This is a genomic window from Mycobacterium kyogaense (assembly GCF_036946525.1).
GTDB lineage: Bacteria > Actinomycetota > Actinomycetes > Mycobacteriales > Mycobacteriaceae > Mycobacterium > Mycobacterium kyogaense_A.
In genome coordinates, this window is the sequence record NZ_JAQIIY010000017.1 from 1 (window position 1) to 16,516 (window position 16,516).

Consider the following 16,516-nt stretch of genomic DNA (forward strand, 5'->3'; position numbering starts at 1 on the left):
CCGAGAAGGATCCCGACCGCGACACTCCCGACGTGGACAAGGACAGCGGCGAACCGACCGCCTAACGCGTCGCGACTGGATCGCCGCGGCGCTTGGTCTCCAGCCGATACCACGTCCACCAGAACAGCAGTGCCGACGCGATCGACCCCGCCGCGGCCAACCACTGCGAGCTGAGGAACAGCCGCCACGACGTCGGCTCGTCCTCGACGTGAGCCGCCACCGCGTGCAGCATCTGGATCCCGCCGAGGCCGAGGCACGCCGCACCCACGACACCGACGGCGACGACGAACACCGTCCGCAGGAGGTAGCGCTGCGGACTGGGTGACACGACAGCGCGGATCCGGCCGGTGCGCGACAGCAGCAGCGCGGCCAGGCATGCCACGGCCAAGGCCACCGCATCGGCGGCCAACGTGTCCGACAGCCGGTGCGCCTGGATGATCACCGTGTACGCGCCGATGCCCACCGCCCACGTCAACGTCAGGAACATCGCGACACCGCGGAAGCGGTACGGCATCACGATCATCGTCGCGAACAACAGGCACATGGCCGCCGTGGTGTGTCCGCTCGGCAAGGTGTTCTCCGCGAACTGCCCGTCGACCGTGGTCAGGTCGGGCCGGGACAGCACGTGGTACTTCAGGATCTGCGTGACGGCCTGGCCGCCCAGGATCACGCTCACCCCCGCGACCGCCAGCCACACCTGGCGCCGCAGCAGGCCGATCGCGGCAACGAGCACCGTGGCGGCGATCTGGGAACTGACCGTGATGGTGTGGAACGCCCGCAGGGCGACCCGGTGCAGTTCGGGATCGACCTGATCGGCACCGCGCAGCGCGGCGTCCTCGATGCGCTGACCCAGCGTGGTCTGGACGGCCAGGAGGTACACCGCGACGAAGAACAGCAGGGCCCACGATCAGCACGGCCGCCCACTGCCGGCGAGCGCGCCGCAGCCGGTCATCCCCGACGTCGGCGATGCGCCGTCGCGCCCTGGTCACCGGCCATCCCCCCGTCGGCGCTCGCGAAAACAGGAAACGCCCAAACCGGCAATCGGTTTGGGCGTCGTCTCTGTCGGGGTGGCGGGATTCGAACCCACGACCTCTTCGTCCCGAACGAAGCACGCTACCAAGCTGCGCCACACCCCGTGTGAAGCCACGACAGCGTATCGCACGGCCCCGGTGTGAAGCCAAACGCATGACACGCCGCGGGATGGAATGGGTATGTCAGTGGTGTTGTGCACACTGACGAACAGCAACGATCGAAACGAGGCAGGTCATGACCGGACTGGGTGCTTCCCTCTACCTGGGCTTCTTCGCGCTGGCAGCGCTCTGGTTGTTCCTGACTTCCGACGGGCCCCTGTCGCCGCTGTCCCGTCGGTCGCAGGATCAGGGCCAGCGTCCCGATCGTTCGAACTCGGCGAGCACCTCGGCCGGTTCCGACGGATCGAGTCCGTGGCTGCTCAGCCACTCGTCGCAGAAGTAGGTGTCGGCGTAGCGTTCACCGCCGTCGCACAGAAGCGTCACGACCGAGCCGGACCGGCCGGCCTCTGCCATCTCACACAGCAGCTGGAACGCGCCCCAGACATTCGTCCCGGTCGACGGACCCACCCGTCGGCCCAGCACCCGGCTCACGTGGTGCGCAGCAGCGACCGATGCCGCGTCGGGCACCACCACCATCCGATCGACCACACCCGGCAGGAACGACGGCTCCACCCTCGGACGGCCGATGCCCTCGATGCGTGAGGAATGTCCGGTGACCACATGCGGGTCGTCAGACTCGTACGACGGATAGAACGCCGAGTTCTCCGGGTCGACCACGCACAGCCGCGTCGGATGCCGGCGGTAACGCAGGTAGCGGCCGATCGTCGCGCTCGTACCGCCCGTCCCGGCCCCCACCACGATCCAGTCCGGAATCGGATGGGTCTCGCGCACCATCTGATCGAAGATCGACTCGGCGATATTGTTGTTCCCCCGCCAGTCGGTGGCCCGCTCGGCGTTGGTGAACTGATCGAGGTAATGCCCGCCCGTCTCCTCGGCCAGCCGCTGCGCCTCCGCGTACACATGCGCCGACTCGGTGACGAAATGGCAACGACCACCCTGTGATTCGATCAACGCGACCTTGGTCGCACTGGTCGACGCCGGCATCACGGCGATGAACGGCAGCCCGATCATCGATGCGAAGTACGCTTCCGACACCGCCGTCGAGCCCGAGGACGCCTCGATCACCGTGGTTCCCTCGCAGATCCACCCGTTGCACAACGCATAGAGGAACAGCGAGCGCGCCAACCGGTGCTTGAGGCTGCCGGTGATGTGGGTGCTCTCGTCCTTGAGGTACAGGGCGAGATCGCAGTCCTGCCCCCACCGCGACGGCAGCGGGTAGCGCAGCAGATGGGTGTCGGCGCTACGGCGCGCATCCGCCTCGATGAGCCGCACGGCGCTGTCGACCCACGAACGGGACCGGTCCTGCGCGGCCGACGTGGCCGGGTGGCTCACCGCGCCGATACGGTCGGATGCGACTGTCCGGCAACGCTTCCGGCGTCAGAGCCGCCCGTCGGGGCGGCGATCAGCGTCAGCAGCGTCGCCTCCGGGCGGCAGCAGAACCGCAGCGGTGCAAACGGCGACGTGCCGATGCCCGCCGACACGTGCAGCTGGGTGCGTGCACCCCACCGGGACGGGCCCTTGACCCGCGAGCGATCCAGCTCGCAGTTCGTGACGATCGCGCCGTAGAACGGCAGGCACAGCTGCCCGCCGTGGGTGTGCCCCGCCATCACCAGCTGATAGCCGTCGGCGGCGAAACGGTCCAGCACCCGCGGCTCGGGGGAATGCGTCAACCCCAGCGTCAGGTTCGCCGTCGGATCGGCCGCTCCTTCGATGGTGGCGTAGCGGTCCCGCGACAGGTGCGGATCGTCCACGCCGGCCGCCGCGATCCGCAGACCTGCGACGTCGAGGTCACGCCGCGTGTGCGTCAAGTCCAGCCAACCCCGCTCGGTGAACGCCGCGCGCAGATCCTGCCAGGGCAGCGGTTCACCGTGGATGCGGTGCGTCGGCTTGGTCAGATAGTTCGCGGGATTCTTCAGCCGAGGCGCGAAATAGTCGTTGCTGCCGAACACGAAGACCCCGGGCACCGACAACAGGTCGCCCAGCGCCTGCACCACGGCAGGTACTGCCTTCGGGTGAGCCAGGTTGTCCCCGGTGTTGACCACCAGATCCGGCTGCAGACTCGCCAGATCACGCAACCAGGCCTGCTTGCGGCGCTGCCCCGGACGCATGTGAATGTCGCTGATGTGCAACACCTTCAGCGGTGACGAACCCGGCGACAGGACCGGCATCGTGGCCTCCCGCACCACGAACGCATTGCGTTCGATCACCGAGGCGTATGCGATGCCGGCCACGAGCGCACCGGCTGACACGAGGGTGGTGTTCTTCGCGGCGGTCTTCACCGTCGAACCAGCAGAACCAGGCATCGCACAAGCGTACTGCCACCGGCTGTGCCGCGAGCGGCGCGCGTCGATCAGGGCGGTGGTGGCGGCGCGGGTGGCGGCGGTGGGCCGAGCACCGGCACCGTGATCGGCGGTAGACCCGGGATGTTGATCACGGTCTCCCCGACCGGAGGCGGCGGGGCACCCGGAGGCAGCGCGCCCGGCGGGGGCGGCGGCGGGGCCGGAGCGATGCCGTTGGAGATCTGGATCGTGATGATCGACCCCGGCACCGTCTGCCCACTCGGCGACGTCCCGACGACCGTGCCGTAGGACGACCCGCTGTTGACCGGGGTGGCCTGATCGGCGACCTGGAAGCCCGCCTCCCGCAGCCGTGCCCGCGCAGTGTCCTGGCTCATCCCGGCCACGCTGGGCACCCGCGAACCGGGCGCCCCGTCGACGTATCGAGGATCGGTTGGCGGCAGCGTGACGTCGGTGAACGGGGTGGTCAGGGGCTCCATCGCGGTGAACCAGGTGCGCGCCGGCTCGTTGCCGCCGAACAGGTTTCCGTCACCGCACTGACGCAGCGGGAACGAGCACAGTTCGCCCGGGGAGTTGGAATCGTCGTAGATGTAGTTCGCGGCCGCGAAATGGTTCGTGAAGCCCAGGAATCCCGACGAGCGGTGCGCCTCAGTGGTACCGGTCTTGCCGGACATCGGCAGGTTCCAGCCGACCGAGCCCGCCGCGCCGGCTGCGGTGCCCCCGCCCTGGTCGTCCTTGCTCATCGCATTGGCCAACGTGTTAGCCAATCCCTCGGGCACCGCCTGCTCACACGTCTCCGTCGTCACCGAGACCTCTTCGCCGCGGCGATCCAGGACCTGCGCGATCGGGTTGGGCGGGCACCACGTGCCGCCGGAGGCGAGCGTGGCGGCGACATTGGACAGTTCCAGCGCGTTCACCTCGACCGGACCCAGCGTGAACGATCCGATGTTCTGCCGTTTGATGAAGTCGGCGAGGCTCTCATTGCTCTCGGGGTCGTAATCGCGTGCGGTTCCGGGCAGCGCATAGGAGCGCAGCCCGAGCCGCACCGCCATGTCGACCGTGCGCTGCACGCCGACCTGCGCGATCAGCTTCGCGAACGCCGTGTTCGGCGACGTCGCCAGCGCATCGGTGACACTCATCTGGCCGCGATAGTTGCCCGCGTTCTGCACACACCACGTCGCCGGGGGGCAGCCCTTGGCGCCGCCGGAACCCAGCCCCTTGGCCTCGAACCGTGACGGTGCATCGAGGGTGGCGTTGATGCCCATCCCCATGTCCAGTGCCGCGGCAGTGGTGAAGATCTTGAAGATCGACCCGGCGCCGTCACCCACCAGGGAGAAGGGCTGCGGCTGCATCGTTTCGCCGGCGTCGAGGTTCAGCCCGTAGGTCCGGTTGCTGGCCATCGCCAGCACCGGGTGGGACTCCTTACCCGGCTGGATCACGCTCATCACGCTCGCGACACCGTCAATGTCTGGAGCGGCGATGCTGGTGATCGACGACTTCACGGTGTTCTGTACGTCGGGGTCGAGCGTCGTCTTGATCAGGTAGCCGCCCTTGGCCACCTGGTCCTTGCTGATCCCGGCCCGGGCCAGGTAGTCGAGTGCGTAATCGCAGAAGAAGGCCCGATCGCCGGCGGCGATGCAGCCGCGCGGCAATTCCTTCGGCGCGGGCAGGATGCCGAGCGGTTCCTGCTTGGCGGCGCGCAACGCGTCGGCCTGGTCGGGGATGTTCTCGATCATCGTGTCGAGCACCAGGTTGCGCCGCGCCAGCGCCCCGTCGGGATTGGTGTAGGGGTTCAACGTGCTCGTGGACTGCACCATGCCGGCCAGCAATGCGGCCTGCTGCCAGTTCAACTCCGAGGCGTTGATGCCGAAGTAGGTCTGCGCCGCGTCCTGGATACCGAAAGCGCCGTTACCGAAGGAGACCAGATTGAGGTATCGGGTCAAGATCTCCGGTTTGGTGAACGTCTTGTCCAGCGTCAGAGCCATGCGGATCTCGCGGAGCTTGCGCGCCGGGGTGGTCTCGATGGCCGCGCGCTTCTCGGCGTCGGTCTGAGCGATCACGAGCAGCTGGTAGTTCTTCACGTACTGCTGTTCCAGCGTCGAGCCACCGCGGGTGTCGAGGTTGCCCGACAGGTAGCCGGAGAGCCCCGTCAGCGTGCCCTGCCAGTCCACCCCGTTGTGCTCGGCAAACCTCTTGTCCTCGATCGAGACGATCGCCAGCTTCATCGTGTTGGCGATCTGATCGCTGGGGACCTCGAAGCGCCGCTGGCTGTAGAGCCACGCGATGACATTGCCCTTGGCGTCGACCATCGTCGACACCTGGGGCACCTCGCCCTCGACGAGCTGGGCCGAGCCGTTGGCCACCACGTCGGAGGCGCGGTTGGACATCAGACCCACCCCGCCGACCACGGGGAACATCAAACCGGCGGCGACGACGCTGGCAAGAAGGACGCACCAGCCGAGCTTGATGACCGTGACCGCCCGCGGCGGCCGGGCCCTCTCGTCCTGCGGCATGGGTACAGAGTAGCGACGCCGGTCCAGCACACCGCCGTCGAGCGCCCCCTCCTGACTCCTGGCAGGACCTGACAAACGCCGAGGTCGCGCATCAGGTTCGGCACTGTACCGCCGTGACGGCACGGTTGTCCCAAAAAAGTGGTCACGAACGTATTGCGCAAAACGCCGGTGACCACCTAAATTGAGCGCACGGTGCGATACAGGTCACACAAGACCCTCGCAGTGTGGCGTAGATCGCACTCAGGTGATCGACGTCGGGGAATCAGCCGTCTGCGTTGTCGGGGCGCGGCCAGAACTAAGGGGATCGCTGGTGTCAGTTACCAAGCCCGCCGCTCGCAAGAACACGGTGAATGAGACTGCCGAGTCCATTCTGCACGGCAAAGAGGCAGAAGCCCGTATTGCATGGGTTTCGCAGGCCCGGTGTCGCCAGACTGACCCCGACGAACTGTTCGTCCGCGGCGCTGCCCAGCGCAAGGCCGCGGTCATCTGCCGGCACTGCCCCGTGATCGCGGAGTGCGGCGCCGATGCCCTCGACAACCGCGTGGAGTTCGGTGTGTGGGGCGGAATGACCGAGCGGCAGCGTCGCGCACTGCTCAAGCAGCACCCGGACGTGGTGTCCTGGTCGGACTTCTTCGCAGCCCAGCGCAAACACCGCAGCGCGGGATAGTCGCCCCGCCTCGTCAGAGGCGTCAAAATTTGCTTCGCGGACTGACGCGGCCTGACTGGATCAGGCCGCGTTCGTCTGCCCGGTGATCTGATCGGCGATCGCTCGCAGCGCCTCGAGATCCGACACGTCGAACGGCAGGGACGGCACGCCGACGATCGCCACATGGGGGTTGGCGCCGGTGAACCGCGACAGCAGCCGCACCTCCCGCTTGGCTGTCGAGGCCCGGTCGGCGTGCACCCGCAACACCGCGGACGTCAGCGATCCCGGCTCTGCGCCATCGAGCGCATCGGCCGCCTTGTTCGCCGCGTCGGTGGTCAGATCGCACAGCGTCGGATGGGTCCGGTTGAGGATCAGGCCCGCCAACGGCATGCGCTCCGAGGACAACCGGTCGACGAAGAACGACGCCTCCCGCAGCGCATCCGGTTCGGCCGCCGAGACGACGACGAACTGAGTGCCGCGGCGCTTGAGCAGTTCGTAGGTGCGGTCGGCCTTCTCACGGAACCCGCCGAACGTGGCGTCCAGAGACTGCACGAAACCCGCCGCGTCGGAGAGCATCTGCGACCCCAGGATCGTCGACATCCCCTTCATCGCAAGTCCGACCGCACCGGTGACCAAGCGGCCGATGCCGCGCCCAGGTGCGAGCAACAGCCGCCAGAGCCGGCTGTCCATGAAGCTGCCCAATCGCTTCGGCGCGTCGAGGAAGTCCAACGCATTGCGCGACGGTGGCGTGTCCACCACGATCAGATCCCACTTGTCTTCTGCCAGAAGCTGTCCCAGCTTCTCCATGGCCATGTATTCCTGCGTGCCCGCCAGCGAGGTGGCCACGGTTTGGTAGAACTGGTTGTCCAGGATGGCGTCGGCGCGATCGGGTCCCGAGTACTGGACGACCATCTCGTCGAACGTCCGGCGCATGTCCAGCATCATCGCGTACAGCTCACCGGACACCTCCGGTGCCAGCGGGACGCGTTGAGGAACGTTGCCCAGATCCTTGATGCCGAGCGCCTGGGCGAGCCGCTTGGCCGGATCGATGGTCAGGACGACGACGGTGCGGCCGTACTCGGCGGCGCGAAGCGCCATCGCCGCCGCGGTGGTGGTCTTGCCGACACCGCCTGCGCCGCAGCACACGACGACGCGATTGGCCTTGTCGCGCAGGATCGATCCCATGTCCAGGGTCACCGGAGCGGTGCTCATCATCTGCCTCTCGTCACCGCACGCCCTGCTGGGCGAGCGCTTCGGCCAATTCGTACAGACTCCCCAGATCGACGCCGTCGGCCAGCGCAGGCAGATCCAGGCGTGGGACCTCGAGTTCGGTCAGCTGCTCGGCACTCTCGGAACGCGCCGCGATACGCGTCGCGTGCTCGATCGTCTCGGTGAGCAGACCGGCGAAGTCGTTGTCGGACAGAGTGATTCCCGCAGTGGACAGGCTGGCGCGGATCGCATCGGCGTCGACGTCGCCCTCGGCGGCCTTGACCAGATCATCAGGCGGCAGGTAGGCCGGGATGTTGCGGTTGATGATCACCGACCCGATCGGCAGCTCCATCTCGCGCAGTTCGGCGATGGCCTCCAGGGTCTCCTGCACCGGCAGCGCTTCCAGCAGGGTGACGAGGTGGATCACGGTGAGGTCGGAGTGCAGCAGCTTCACCACGCCGTCGGCCTGCGAATGCACCGGACCACCCTTGGCCAGGTCGGAGACGGCCTTGGTGACGTCGAGGAAGCGGGCGATGCGGCCGGTCGGCGGTGAGTCGACTACGACGGCGTCGTAGTACCCGTACTTGCCCTTTGCTTCCTTCCGGGTGCGGGTGACGACCTCTTTGATCTTCCCGGTGAGCAGCACGTCACGCAGGCCCGGGGCGATCGTCGTCGCGAACTCGACGGCGCCGATGCGACGCATGGCCCGGCCCGCCAGCCCCAGGTTGTAGAACATGTCGAGGTATTCCAGGAACGCGGCCTCGGTGTCGATGGCCAGTGCGTTGACCTGGCCGCCGCCCTCGGCGGTCGCGATCTTCACCTCTTCGTAGGGCAGCGGCGGAACATCGAAGAGCTGCGCAATGCCTTGGCGCCCTTCGACTTCCACGAGTAGCACCTTGCGTCCCCCTGCGGCCAGGGCCAGGGCCAGGGCGGCGGCGATGGTCGACTTGCCGGTGCCGCCTTTGCCGCTGACGAAATGCAGGCGCGCCTCGGCCAGCCGCGCCGGCCACGAACCGTGCGGTGAGCCCTCTGCTGTGGTTGCCACCACTGCATGCTAGCCATAGCGATCCGCGCGCCGGATAAGCTCAGCCGCATGAGCGAACAGACCCGCTGGGAGTACGCGACCGTTCCGTTGCTGACACACGCGACCAAACAGATCCTCGACCAGTGGGGCGAGGACGGCTGGGAGCTGGTGTCGGTGCTGCCCGGTCCGACAGGCGAACAGCACGTGGCGTACTTGAAGCGCGCGAAGTGACGCAACCCTGGTCCGAGCGGCTGGACGAGCTGGGCATCGCCCTGCCCGAGGTCGTCGCCCCGCTGGCCGCCTACGTGCCCGCGGTCCGCACAGGCAACCTCGTCTACACCGCTGGGCAACTGCCCATTGCCGGAGGTGAGCTCGTCGAAACGGGCAAGGTGGGTGCCGAGGTGTCCGTCGAAGACGCCGCCCACCTGGCCCGCCGGTGCGCGCTGAACGCGCTCGCCGCCGTGGACGCCCTCGTGGGTATCGACGCGGTGGTGCGGGTGGTGAAGGTCGTCGGCTTCGTCGCCTCCGCACCCGGGTTCGGCGGACAACCCGTCGTCATCAACGGGGCGTCAGAGCTGTTCGGCGAGATCTTCGGTGACGCGGGCGCGCACGCCCGATCGGCCGTCGGGGTGTCGGAGCTGCCGCGCAATGCGCCGGTGGAAGTGGAGATCATCGTCGAGGTCTCCGCCTAGGTCGCTGAGTGGAGCACCCCGCGTACGGACTGCTACGACCGGTCACCGAGACCGCGTCGGTGCTGCTGTGCGACAACCCGGGGCGCATGACACTCGACGGCACCAACACGTGGGTGCTGCGTGGACGCGGCAGCGACGAGATGGTGGTCGTCGACCCCGGGCCGGACGACCGCGACGAGCACATCGAACGGCTCGCGGCGCTGGGCCCGATTCCCCTGGTGCTGATCAGCCATCGGCACGAGGACCACACCGGCGGAATCGACCGGCTCGTCGACCTGACCGGCGCTGTCGTGCGGTCAGTGGGCAGCGGGTTCCAGCGGGGCCTCGGCGGACCGCTGACCGACGGCGAGGTGGTCGACGCCGCGGGCCTGAAGATCACGGTGCTGGCCACGCCGGGCCACACCGCGGACTCGCTGTCCTTCCTTCTCGACGATGCCGTGCTGACCGCCGACACCGTGCTGGGTCGGGGTACGACGGTGATCGACAAAGAGGACGGCGACCTCGGTGACTATCTGGAGTCACTGCATCGGCTGCGCGGTCTCGGCCACCGCACGGTGCTGCCCGGACACGGGCCCGATCTCGAGGACCTGGCCGCAGTCGCCGACACGTATCTGGCGCACCGGCAGGAACGCCTGGACCAGATCCGCGGGGCGCTGCGTGAGCTCGGAGACGACGCCACCGCCCGCGCCGTGGTCGAACACGTCTACACCGACGTCGACGAGAAACTGTGGGACGTGGCCGAGTGGAGCGTGCAGGCGCAGCTGAACTACCTGCGCCGCTGACCCCACCCAAACCGACGTTTGGGTGCGAAAAAGAGGTGATTCCACGCCCAAACCGACGTTTGGGCGGGGTTCTCGCTCGTTACCTCGCTCGGCGGGCCAGGCGCTCGCTGTCGCTGATCAGCACGCTCTTGCCCTCGAGGCGAATCCAGCCGCGGTGAGCGAAGTCGGCCAGCGCCTTGTTGACCGTCTCGCGAGAGGCGCCGACGAGCTGGGCGATCTCTTCCTGCGTCAGGTCGTGAGTGACGCGCAGCGCGCCACCTTCCTGCGTTCCGAACCGCTGGGCCAGCTGCAGCAGCTGTTTGGCGACGCGGCCCGGGACATCGGTGAAGATCAGGTCAGCGAGGTTGTTGTTGGTGCGGCGCAGCCGGCGTGCCAACACGCGCAGAAGCTGTTCGGCGATCTCGGGGCGATCGGCGATCCAGGCGCGCAGCGCCTCACGATCCATCGACACGGCCCGCACCTCGGTGATGGTGGTCGCGCTCGACGTACGCGGACCCGGGTCGAAGATCGACAGCTCACCGAACATGTCCGACGGTCCCATGATCGTCAGCAGGTTCTCGCGGCCGTCCGGCGAACGCCGGCCGATCTTCACCTTGCCGGTGATGATGATGTACAGCCGGTCGCCGGGCTCACCCTCGGCGAACACGGTGTGCCCGCGGGGGAAATCAACAGGCTGGAGCTGCTTGGTCAGCGCGGAAACAGCGCTCGGTTCGACCCCTTGGAAGATTCCGGCCCTGGCCAGGATCTCGTCCACGTTGCCCCTCTTGTAGAAGATGTTGGTGTTCAGACTTACTCGCCGACGTCGGATACGAAGGCCGAATCAGTCTAGAGCCATGTCCTGCCGTGACCTGCTCACGCTACACAGAATTGGCATGTCGGGTCTGCTGAAACCCGTTATTAGCGCCATGCGGGAACGAAGCCAGCGTCGGCAAACCCGACCGCGCCGGTACCGGTGCCGTCGCCTCACGCACCACTCGCCGCCGATTCTGGTCGGTGATCGCGGTGTCCAGTCCGTCGCGCACGAGCGCGTCGACATCGCTGGCCTCGGCCTGATTCAAGAAGTCGGCGACCTCGGCTGCCGAGATGGTCTGCTGGCGCAAGCCAGCCTCCACTCTCTCCAGCCCGAAGGTCGCCAGCATCAACAACCCCGGGATCAGCGCGACGAGCAACCACGACACATGCGGAAGTAAACACGTCCAAGGTCTCGGACGGATCACGAAAAGCCCACGTTAACGACCGATCTGAACACGAGTTGCCGTCGGCCGTGTCGGAGGTGCTCAGTACGCTGGCGAGGTGACCGTGACCAAACGGACCAGCAAATGGGAGAAAGAGACCCACCTGGGTCTGGTGCGGCGCGCCCGTCGCATGAATCGCACGCTGGCCGAGGCGTTTCCGCACGTGTACTGCGAGCTGGACTTCACCAACCCCCTCGAGCTCACCGTGGCCACCATCTTGAGCGCGCAGAGCACCGACAAACGCGTCAACCTGACCACGCCCGCGTTGTTCGCCACCTACCGCACGGCGCAGGACTACGCCCAGGCGGACAGAGCGCAGCTCGAAGAGTTGATCCGGCCCACCGGGTTCTTCCGCAACAAGGCGTCGTCGTTGATCCGGCTGGGGCAGGAGCTGGTCGAACGCTTCGACGGCGAGGTGCCCGCCACCCTCGAGGAACTGGTGACGCTGCCCGGCGTGGGGCGCAAGACGGCGAATGTCATCCTCGGCAACGCGTTCGACGTCCCCGGCATCACCGTCGACACCCATTTCGGCAGGTTGGCGCGGCGATGGCGCTGGACCGCCGAAGAAGACCCGGTGAAGGTCGAGCACGCTGTCGGCGAGCTGATCGAACGCCGCGAGTGGACGCTGCTCAGCCATCGGGTGATCTTCCACGGCCGGCGGGTGTGCCATGCCCGCAAGCCGGCCTGCGGAGTGTGCGTGCTCGCCAAGGACTGCCCCTCCTACGGCATCGGACCCACCGATCCGCTGGTGGCGGCCCCGCTGGTCAAGGGCCCGGAGACCGAGCATCTGCTTGCGCTGGCCGGCCTGTAGAGAGTGCCGATGAGCACGTCGGCACGGTGGAGTGTCGTGGCACTGGTCGTCCTCCTCGCGCTCGGGATCGCGCTGTTCAACGAATTGGCCGACGATCCGACCGGCCCCGCCGCGCCCGCGACACCCGGCGCGGTGTCCCCGCGCGACAAGCGCGACGCCGATACCCCGGCCGCGCTGGCCGGGCCGCGCGCGCAGGCCGCCCTCGCGCCCTGCCCCACCCCCGGCGCCGGTCCAGGTCCGGAGGTGCTGCGCGGCATCGTCGTCGAATGCGCAGGTGACGGAACGCCGGTCGACGTCGCGCGTGCGGTCGCAGGCCGGCCGACGGTGCTCAACCTCTGGGCCTACTGGTGCGGTCCGTGTGCCGACGAACTGCCTGCGATGGCGGAGTATCAACGCCGGGTGGGACCGTCTGTCCTCGTGCTCACCGTGCACCAGGACGAGAACGAGACCGCCGGGTTGCTCCGACTCGCCGACCTCGGCGTGCACCTGCCGACGCTGCAGGACGGACGACGCCAGATTGCCGCTGCGCTGCAGGTTCCCAACGTGATGCCGGCGACGGTGGTGCTCCGCGCGGACGGTAGCGTGGCGCAGATCCTGCCCCGGTCGTTTGCCACCGCCGACGAGATCGCCGACGCAGTGGATCCGACGATAGGAGTGAGGTGAGCTGGCAGATCAGGGACGGTGAACTGACTCCCGACGCCGCACCGCCCTGGCTGGCCCCCCTCGTCACCGATCCGACCGCCGTCAAGGACGCCTACCGCCGGCGGGTGCCCGCCGAGGTCCTCGCCGCGCTGACCGCAGCCAACGCCACCGCAGCCGTCACCGGTGCGCGCCGCGACGCCGCGGTACTCGTGCTGTTCTCCGGCCCCGATGACGGCACACCGGGCGAACTCCCGGCCGACGCGGACCTGCTCGTCACGATGCGGGCCTCCACACTGCGCCACCATGCCGGCCAGGCCGCGTTCCCCGGGGGCGCCGCCGATCCCGGCGACCGCAGTCCCGTGCACACCGCGCTACGCGAAGCCACCGAGGAGACAGGTCTCCAAGCCGCCCGGCTACGCACTCTCGCCACGCTGGACACGATGTTCATTCCGCCGTCGGGATTCCAGGTCGTGCCGGTGCTCGCCTACTCCGCCGACCCCGGCCCGGTCGCGGTCGTGGACCGGTCCGAGACTGCCGTCGTGGCGCGGGTCCCTGTGCGCGCCTTCGTGAACCCGGCTAACCGGCTCATGGTCTACCGCAAGGAGAACACTCGCCGCTCGGCCGGTCCGGCTTTCCTGCTCAACCAGATGCTGGTGTGGGGATTCACCGGGCACGTCATCGCCGCGATGCTCGACGTCGCGGGGTGGACGCAACCCTGGGACACCGACTCCGTCCACGAACTCGGCGATGCAATGGCGCGCGTCGAGGGTGCGGGCAGCTACGGTGAGGTCCAACGATGACATCGTCACAGTGGCTGGACATAGCCGTACTCGCCGTAGCGCTGATCGCCGCCATCTCGGGCTGGCGATCCGGCGCGCCCGGTTCTGTGCTCGCCCTGGTCGGCGTGGTGCTCGGCGCAGTCGCCGGCGTGCTGCTCGCCCCACACGTGGTCAACCACATCGACGGGCCGCGGACCAAGCTGTTCGCCACGCTGTTCCTGATCCTGGCCTTGGTGGTGGTCGGTGAGATCGCCGGCGTGGTCCTCGGCCGCGCAGTTCGCGGCGCGATCCGCAATCCGACTCTGCGCGTGGTGGACTCGGTGATCGGCGTGGCCGTGCAACTGGTCCTCGTGCTGACCGCGGCCTGGCTGCTGGGCACTGCGCTGATCTCCTCGCCGCAGCCCAATCTGGCCGCCGCGGTGCAGGGATCGCGGGTGATCGCCGAAGTCGACTCGATCGCGCCGAGCTGGTTGCGCTCCGTGCCGGGCCGGCTGTCCGGACTGTGGGACACCTCCGGGCTGCACGACGTGCTCAAGGACTTCGGCCCGACGCCGGTCGCCAACGTCGACGCGCCGGACGCGTCGCTGGCCAATTCCGCGGTCGTGGGGACGACACGGTCCAGCGTGGTCAAGGTGCGCGGCGTCGCGCCCAGCTGCCAGAAGGTACTCGAAGGCAGCGGGTTCGTCGTCGCCCCCAACCGGGTGATGTCGAACGCTCACGTCGTCGCCGGGTCGGAGACCGTGACCGTCGAGGTCGACGGAAAGACCTACGACGCCAAGGTCATCAGTTACGACCCCAACGCCGACATCTCGATCCTCGACGTTCCCGATCTTCCGTCCGCGCCGCTGCAGTTCGTCGACACCGAGGCGCCCGCGGGCACCGATGGCATCGTGATGGGCTATCCCGGAGGTGGCGACTTCACGGCGACACCGGCGCGGGTGCGCGAGGTGATCGAGCTCAACGGTCCCGACATCTACCGCAGCACCACCGTGACCCGCGAGGTCTACACGATCCGCGGCACCGTGAAGCAGGGCAATTCGGGCGGCCCGATGATCAACCGGTCGGGCAAGGTGCTCGGAGTGGTGTTCGGCGCGGCAGTCGACGACGTGGACACCGGATTCGTGCTGACCGCCCAGGAAGTGTCCCGGCAGATGGCCAAGGTCGGCAACGTCGCGCCGGTGCCGACGGGCGCCTGCATCAGCGGCTGATCAGCCGTACACCTGACGAAGAAACCGCTCGAGCTGCGCATTGACCGCCTCCGGCGCCTCTTCGTGCGCGAAATGCCCTGCGCCGTCGACGGATACGTAGCGGCCGTGCGGCGCGTATTTCTGTGTGCGGATCACCGGGTCGGCGAGCACATAGGGGTCGGCGTCGCCGCGCAGATGCAGGACGGGCACCCCGATCGGGCGCTTCATCGAACGCATGAACCGGCGTCCCTCGCTGCGCAGCTGGCTGCGTACCGCCCAGCGTTGGTACTCCAGTGCCGAATGCGCCGCCGACGGGATCTGGATCGCCCGCCTCAGAAGGGGCATGGTCTCGGCGAAGTCTGCACCCGCCTGCCACGGCGCGCTGGACCGCGCACGCACGATGCGCTCGAGTTCGGCCCCGTCGTGACGAGTCAGGGATCGTTCCGGCCACATCGGCACCTGATAGCGCAGCATCGACGGCAGCAGCGCCCGGCCCTGATCGCGGCGGCGCACCGTCGAGGCGCGCAGCGCCGCCGGATGCGGTGAGCTGACCACCGCAATCGCGTGCACCACACGGGGGTGCAGGACCGCGGTCGCCCAGCAGACCAGTCCACCGTCGGCATGACCGACCAGCGTGGCGGTGTTGTGTCCCAGCGCCCGCACCAGGCCCGCTGTGTCGCCGGCCAGCGTCCAGCCGTCGTATCCGCGCGGTGGCTTGTCGCTGGCGCCGTACCCGCGCAGATCGACCGCCACCACCCGCGCCCCCGACAACCCCCGCAGCTGGTGACGCCAGGACCACCAGAACGAACCGAATCCGTGCAGCAGGATCACCAGGGGACGGTCGGTCAGCGGCCGGGACTGATCGTCGGCACCCGCCTCTCGCTCGGCCTCGACGACGTGGAAGCGAATGCCGTTGGCGTGCACGTCGAGATGACGCCACGGTCCGCCGATGCGAACGACCGACGGATCGGGTGCGGCCATTACCAGCCGGACGGGTCCGTCGCCGCCGGCTGCTTGCCGTTCGTCGTTCCCGCTGCCGAGACGGCCTTCTTGTCAGCGCCGCCGCTGAACGCCTCAGGGATTTCCTTGACCGATTCGATGGTCTTGCGGGGACCGCGGATGCGCCGCACCTTGAGGAAGCCGACCAGGGCCAACGCCGCGGTCACCACGACCATGATCCCGAACACGATCAGGAACGCCGCCCAGCGCCACAGCCACGTGTCGAGCAGCTCGGCGACGAAGAAGAAGAAAAAGAACGTGGAGTAGAACAGCACCACCAGCGCCAGGATGAAGAAGACGCTGCCGGTGAGGCCCTTCTTGACGTCGCGGGTGATCTCAGCCTTGGCGAGCTCGACCTCGGCCCGCACCAGGGTCGAGACCTGGGCGGTCGCGTCCTTGACCAGGTCACCGATCGACGGGTCCGGCTTCGGCGCGTGCGGATCCACCAGCGGTATGGATGTCACCGTCGCCGGTGCGCCGTTACTGCGATCGCTCACAAGAGCTTCCTTCCCCGCATCTGATCTGGTCGCGGCTTATGTTGCCACGTGG

Annotated in this window: 18 protein-coding genes and 1 tRNA gene; 8 read left to right on the forward strand and 11 right to left on the reverse strand. The window is 68.1% G+C overall.

Going from position 1 to position 16,516, the window contains the following annotated elements:
- Nucleotides 1–61: 61 nt before the first annotated feature.
- From PGN37_RS14890 to ponA2, 5 genes are all read right to left on the reverse strand, one after another.
- On the reverse strand, nt 62–880 hold the full coding sequence (locus PGN37_RS14890) for a phosphatase PAP2 family protein (protein ID WP_335331800.1): 819 nt from the start codon (nt 878–880) through the stop codon (nt 62–64).
- 182 nt (nt 881–1,062) lie between these two features.
- Nucleotides 1,063–1,136: transfer RNA gene (locus PGN37_RS14895), tRNA-Pro, on the reverse strand.
- A 240-nt stretch (nt 1,137–1,376) separates the two neighbouring features.
- The gene (locus PGN37_RS14900; protein WP_335331801.1) at nt 1,377–2,483 is read right to left on the reverse strand and encodes a PLP-dependent cysteine synthase family protein; all 1,107 of its coding nucleotides are present in this window, start codon (nt 2,481–2,483) and stop codon (nt 1,377–1,379) included.
- Entirely contained in the window at nt 2,480–3,454 is a 975-nt protein-coding gene (locus PGN37_RS14905) for a metallophosphoesterase (protein WP_335331802.1), read from the reverse strand. Before PGN37_RS14905 ends, PGN37_RS14900 begins: the two co-directional genes overlap by 4 nt.
- Before the next feature lie 47 nt (nt 3,455–3,501).
- Entirely contained in the window at nt 3,502–5,961 is a 2,460-nt protein-coding gene (gene ponA2 / locus PGN37_RS14910; protein ID WP_335331803.1) for a transglycosylase/D,D-transpeptidase PonA2, read from the reverse strand.
- A gap of 310 nt (nt 5,962–6,271) precedes the next feature.
- On the opposite strand from ponA2, the gene PGN37_RS14915 reads away from it, so the two are divergent.
- Nucleotides 6,272–6,628 (forward strand): WhiB family transcriptional regulator, encoded by a 357-nt coding sequence (locus PGN37_RS14915; RefSeq protein ID WP_442932935.1) that lies wholly within the window; start codon nt 6,272–6,274, stop codon nt 6,626–6,628.
- Between the two features lie 60 nt (nt 6,629–6,688).
- Here PGN37_RS14915 and PGN37_RS14920 read toward each other — a convergent pair whose 3' ends face one another.
- Together PGN37_RS14920 and PGN37_RS14925 are read right to left on the reverse strand one after the other, a co-directional pair.
- Entirely contained in the window at nt 6,689–7,819 is a 1,131-nt protein-coding gene (locus tag PGN37_RS14920; RefSeq protein WP_335331960.1) for an ArsA family ATPase, read from the reverse strand.
- Nucleotides 7,820–7,832: 13 nt separating this feature from the next.
- Nucleotides 7,833–8,864, reverse strand: a complete 1,032-nt coding sequence (locus PGN37_RS14925) for an ArsA family ATPase (RefSeq protein ID WP_335331805.1) — start codon at nt 8,862–8,864, stop codon at nt 7,833–7,835.
- 45 nt (nt 8,865–8,909) lie between these two features.
- Between PGN37_RS14925 and PGN37_RS14930 the strand changes: the two genes are divergently transcribed.
- From PGN37_RS14930 to PGN37_RS14940, 3 genes are read left to right on the forward strand one after another with little or no spacing between them, the layout of a single operon-like run.
- The gene (locus PGN37_RS14930) at nt 8,910–9,071 is read left to right on the forward strand and encodes a DUF4177 domain-containing protein (protein ID WP_335331806.1); all 162 of its coding nucleotides are present in this window, start codon (nt 8,910–8,912) and stop codon (nt 9,069–9,071) included.
- Nucleotides 9,068–9,532 carry a RidA family protein gene (locus PGN37_RS14935; protein WP_335331807.1) on the forward strand — a complete coding sequence of 155 codons (465 nt, stop codon included), beginning with the start codon at nt 9,068–9,070 and terminating at the stop codon, nt 9,530–9,532. The genes PGN37_RS14930 and PGN37_RS14935 overlap by 4 nt, the downstream gene beginning before the upstream one ends.
- 8 nt (nt 9,533–9,540) lie before the next feature.
- Nucleotides 9,541–10,314, forward strand: a complete 774-nt coding sequence (locus PGN37_RS14940; protein ID WP_335331808.1) for an MBL fold metallo-hydrolase — start codon at nt 9,541–9,543, stop codon at nt 10,312–10,314.
- Between the two features lie 79 nt (nt 10,315–10,393).
- On the opposite strand, the gene crp is transcribed toward PGN37_RS14940, so the two are convergent.
- Both crp and PGN37_RS14950 read right to left on the reverse strand, forming a co-directional pair.
- Nucleotides 10,394–11,068 carry a cAMP-activated global transcriptional regulator CRP gene (crp, locus tag PGN37_RS14945; protein ID WP_046365140.1) on the reverse strand — a complete coding sequence of 225 codons (675 nt, stop codon included), beginning with the start codon at nt 11,066–11,068 and terminating at the stop codon, nt 10,394–10,396.
- 103 nt (nt 11,069–11,171) lie between these two features.
- Complete coding sequence (locus PGN37_RS14950; protein ID WP_335331809.1) at nt 11,172–11,492, reverse strand: hypothetical protein; 321 nt, start codon at nt 11,490–11,492, stop codon at nt 11,172–11,174.
- Nucleotides 11,493–11,679: 187 nt separating this feature from the next.
- Here PGN37_RS14950 and nth point away from each other — a divergent pair, with 187 nt between their 5' ends.
- From nth to marP, 4 genes are read left to right on the forward strand one after another with little or no spacing between them, the layout of a single operon-like run.
- Nucleotides 11,680–12,360: an endonuclease III gene (gene nth, locus PGN37_RS14955; protein ID WP_335331961.1), complete on the forward strand. Its 681-nt coding sequence runs from the start codon at nt 11,680–11,682 to the stop codon at nt 12,358–12,360.
- Between the two features lie 9 nt (nt 12,361–12,369).
- On the forward strand, nt 12,370–13,023 hold the full coding sequence (locus PGN37_RS14960; RefSeq protein ID WP_335331810.1) for a TlpA family protein disulfide reductase: 654 nt from the start codon (nt 12,370–12,372) through the stop codon (nt 13,021–13,023).
- Entirely contained in the window at nt 13,020–13,802 is a 783-nt protein-coding gene (locus PGN37_RS14965) for an NUDIX hydrolase (protein ID WP_335331811.1), read from the forward strand. The genes PGN37_RS14960 and PGN37_RS14965 overlap by 4 nt, the downstream gene beginning before the upstream one ends.
- Nucleotides 13,799–14,989: an acid resistance serine protease MarP gene (gene marP / locus PGN37_RS14970; protein WP_335331812.1), complete on the forward strand. Its 1,191-nt coding sequence runs from the start codon at nt 13,799–13,801 to the stop codon at nt 14,987–14,989. Before PGN37_RS14965 ends, marP begins: the two co-directional genes overlap by 4 nt.
- On the opposite strand, the gene PGN37_RS14975 is transcribed toward marP, so the two are convergent.
- Both PGN37_RS14975 and PGN37_RS14980 read right to left on the reverse strand, forming a co-directional pair.
- The gene (locus PGN37_RS14975) at nt 14,990–15,949 is read right to left on the reverse strand and encodes an alpha/beta fold hydrolase (RefSeq protein ID WP_335331813.1); all 960 of its coding nucleotides are present in this window, start codon (nt 15,947–15,949) and stop codon (nt 14,990–14,992) included.
- Nucleotides 15,949–16,464 (reverse strand): phage holin family protein, encoded by a 516-nt coding sequence (locus PGN37_RS14980; protein WP_335331814.1) that lies wholly within the window; start codon nt 16,462–16,464, stop codon nt 15,949–15,951. Before PGN37_RS14980 ends, PGN37_RS14975 begins: the two co-directional genes overlap by 1 nt.
- Nucleotides 16,465–16,516 lie beyond the last annotated feature (52 nt).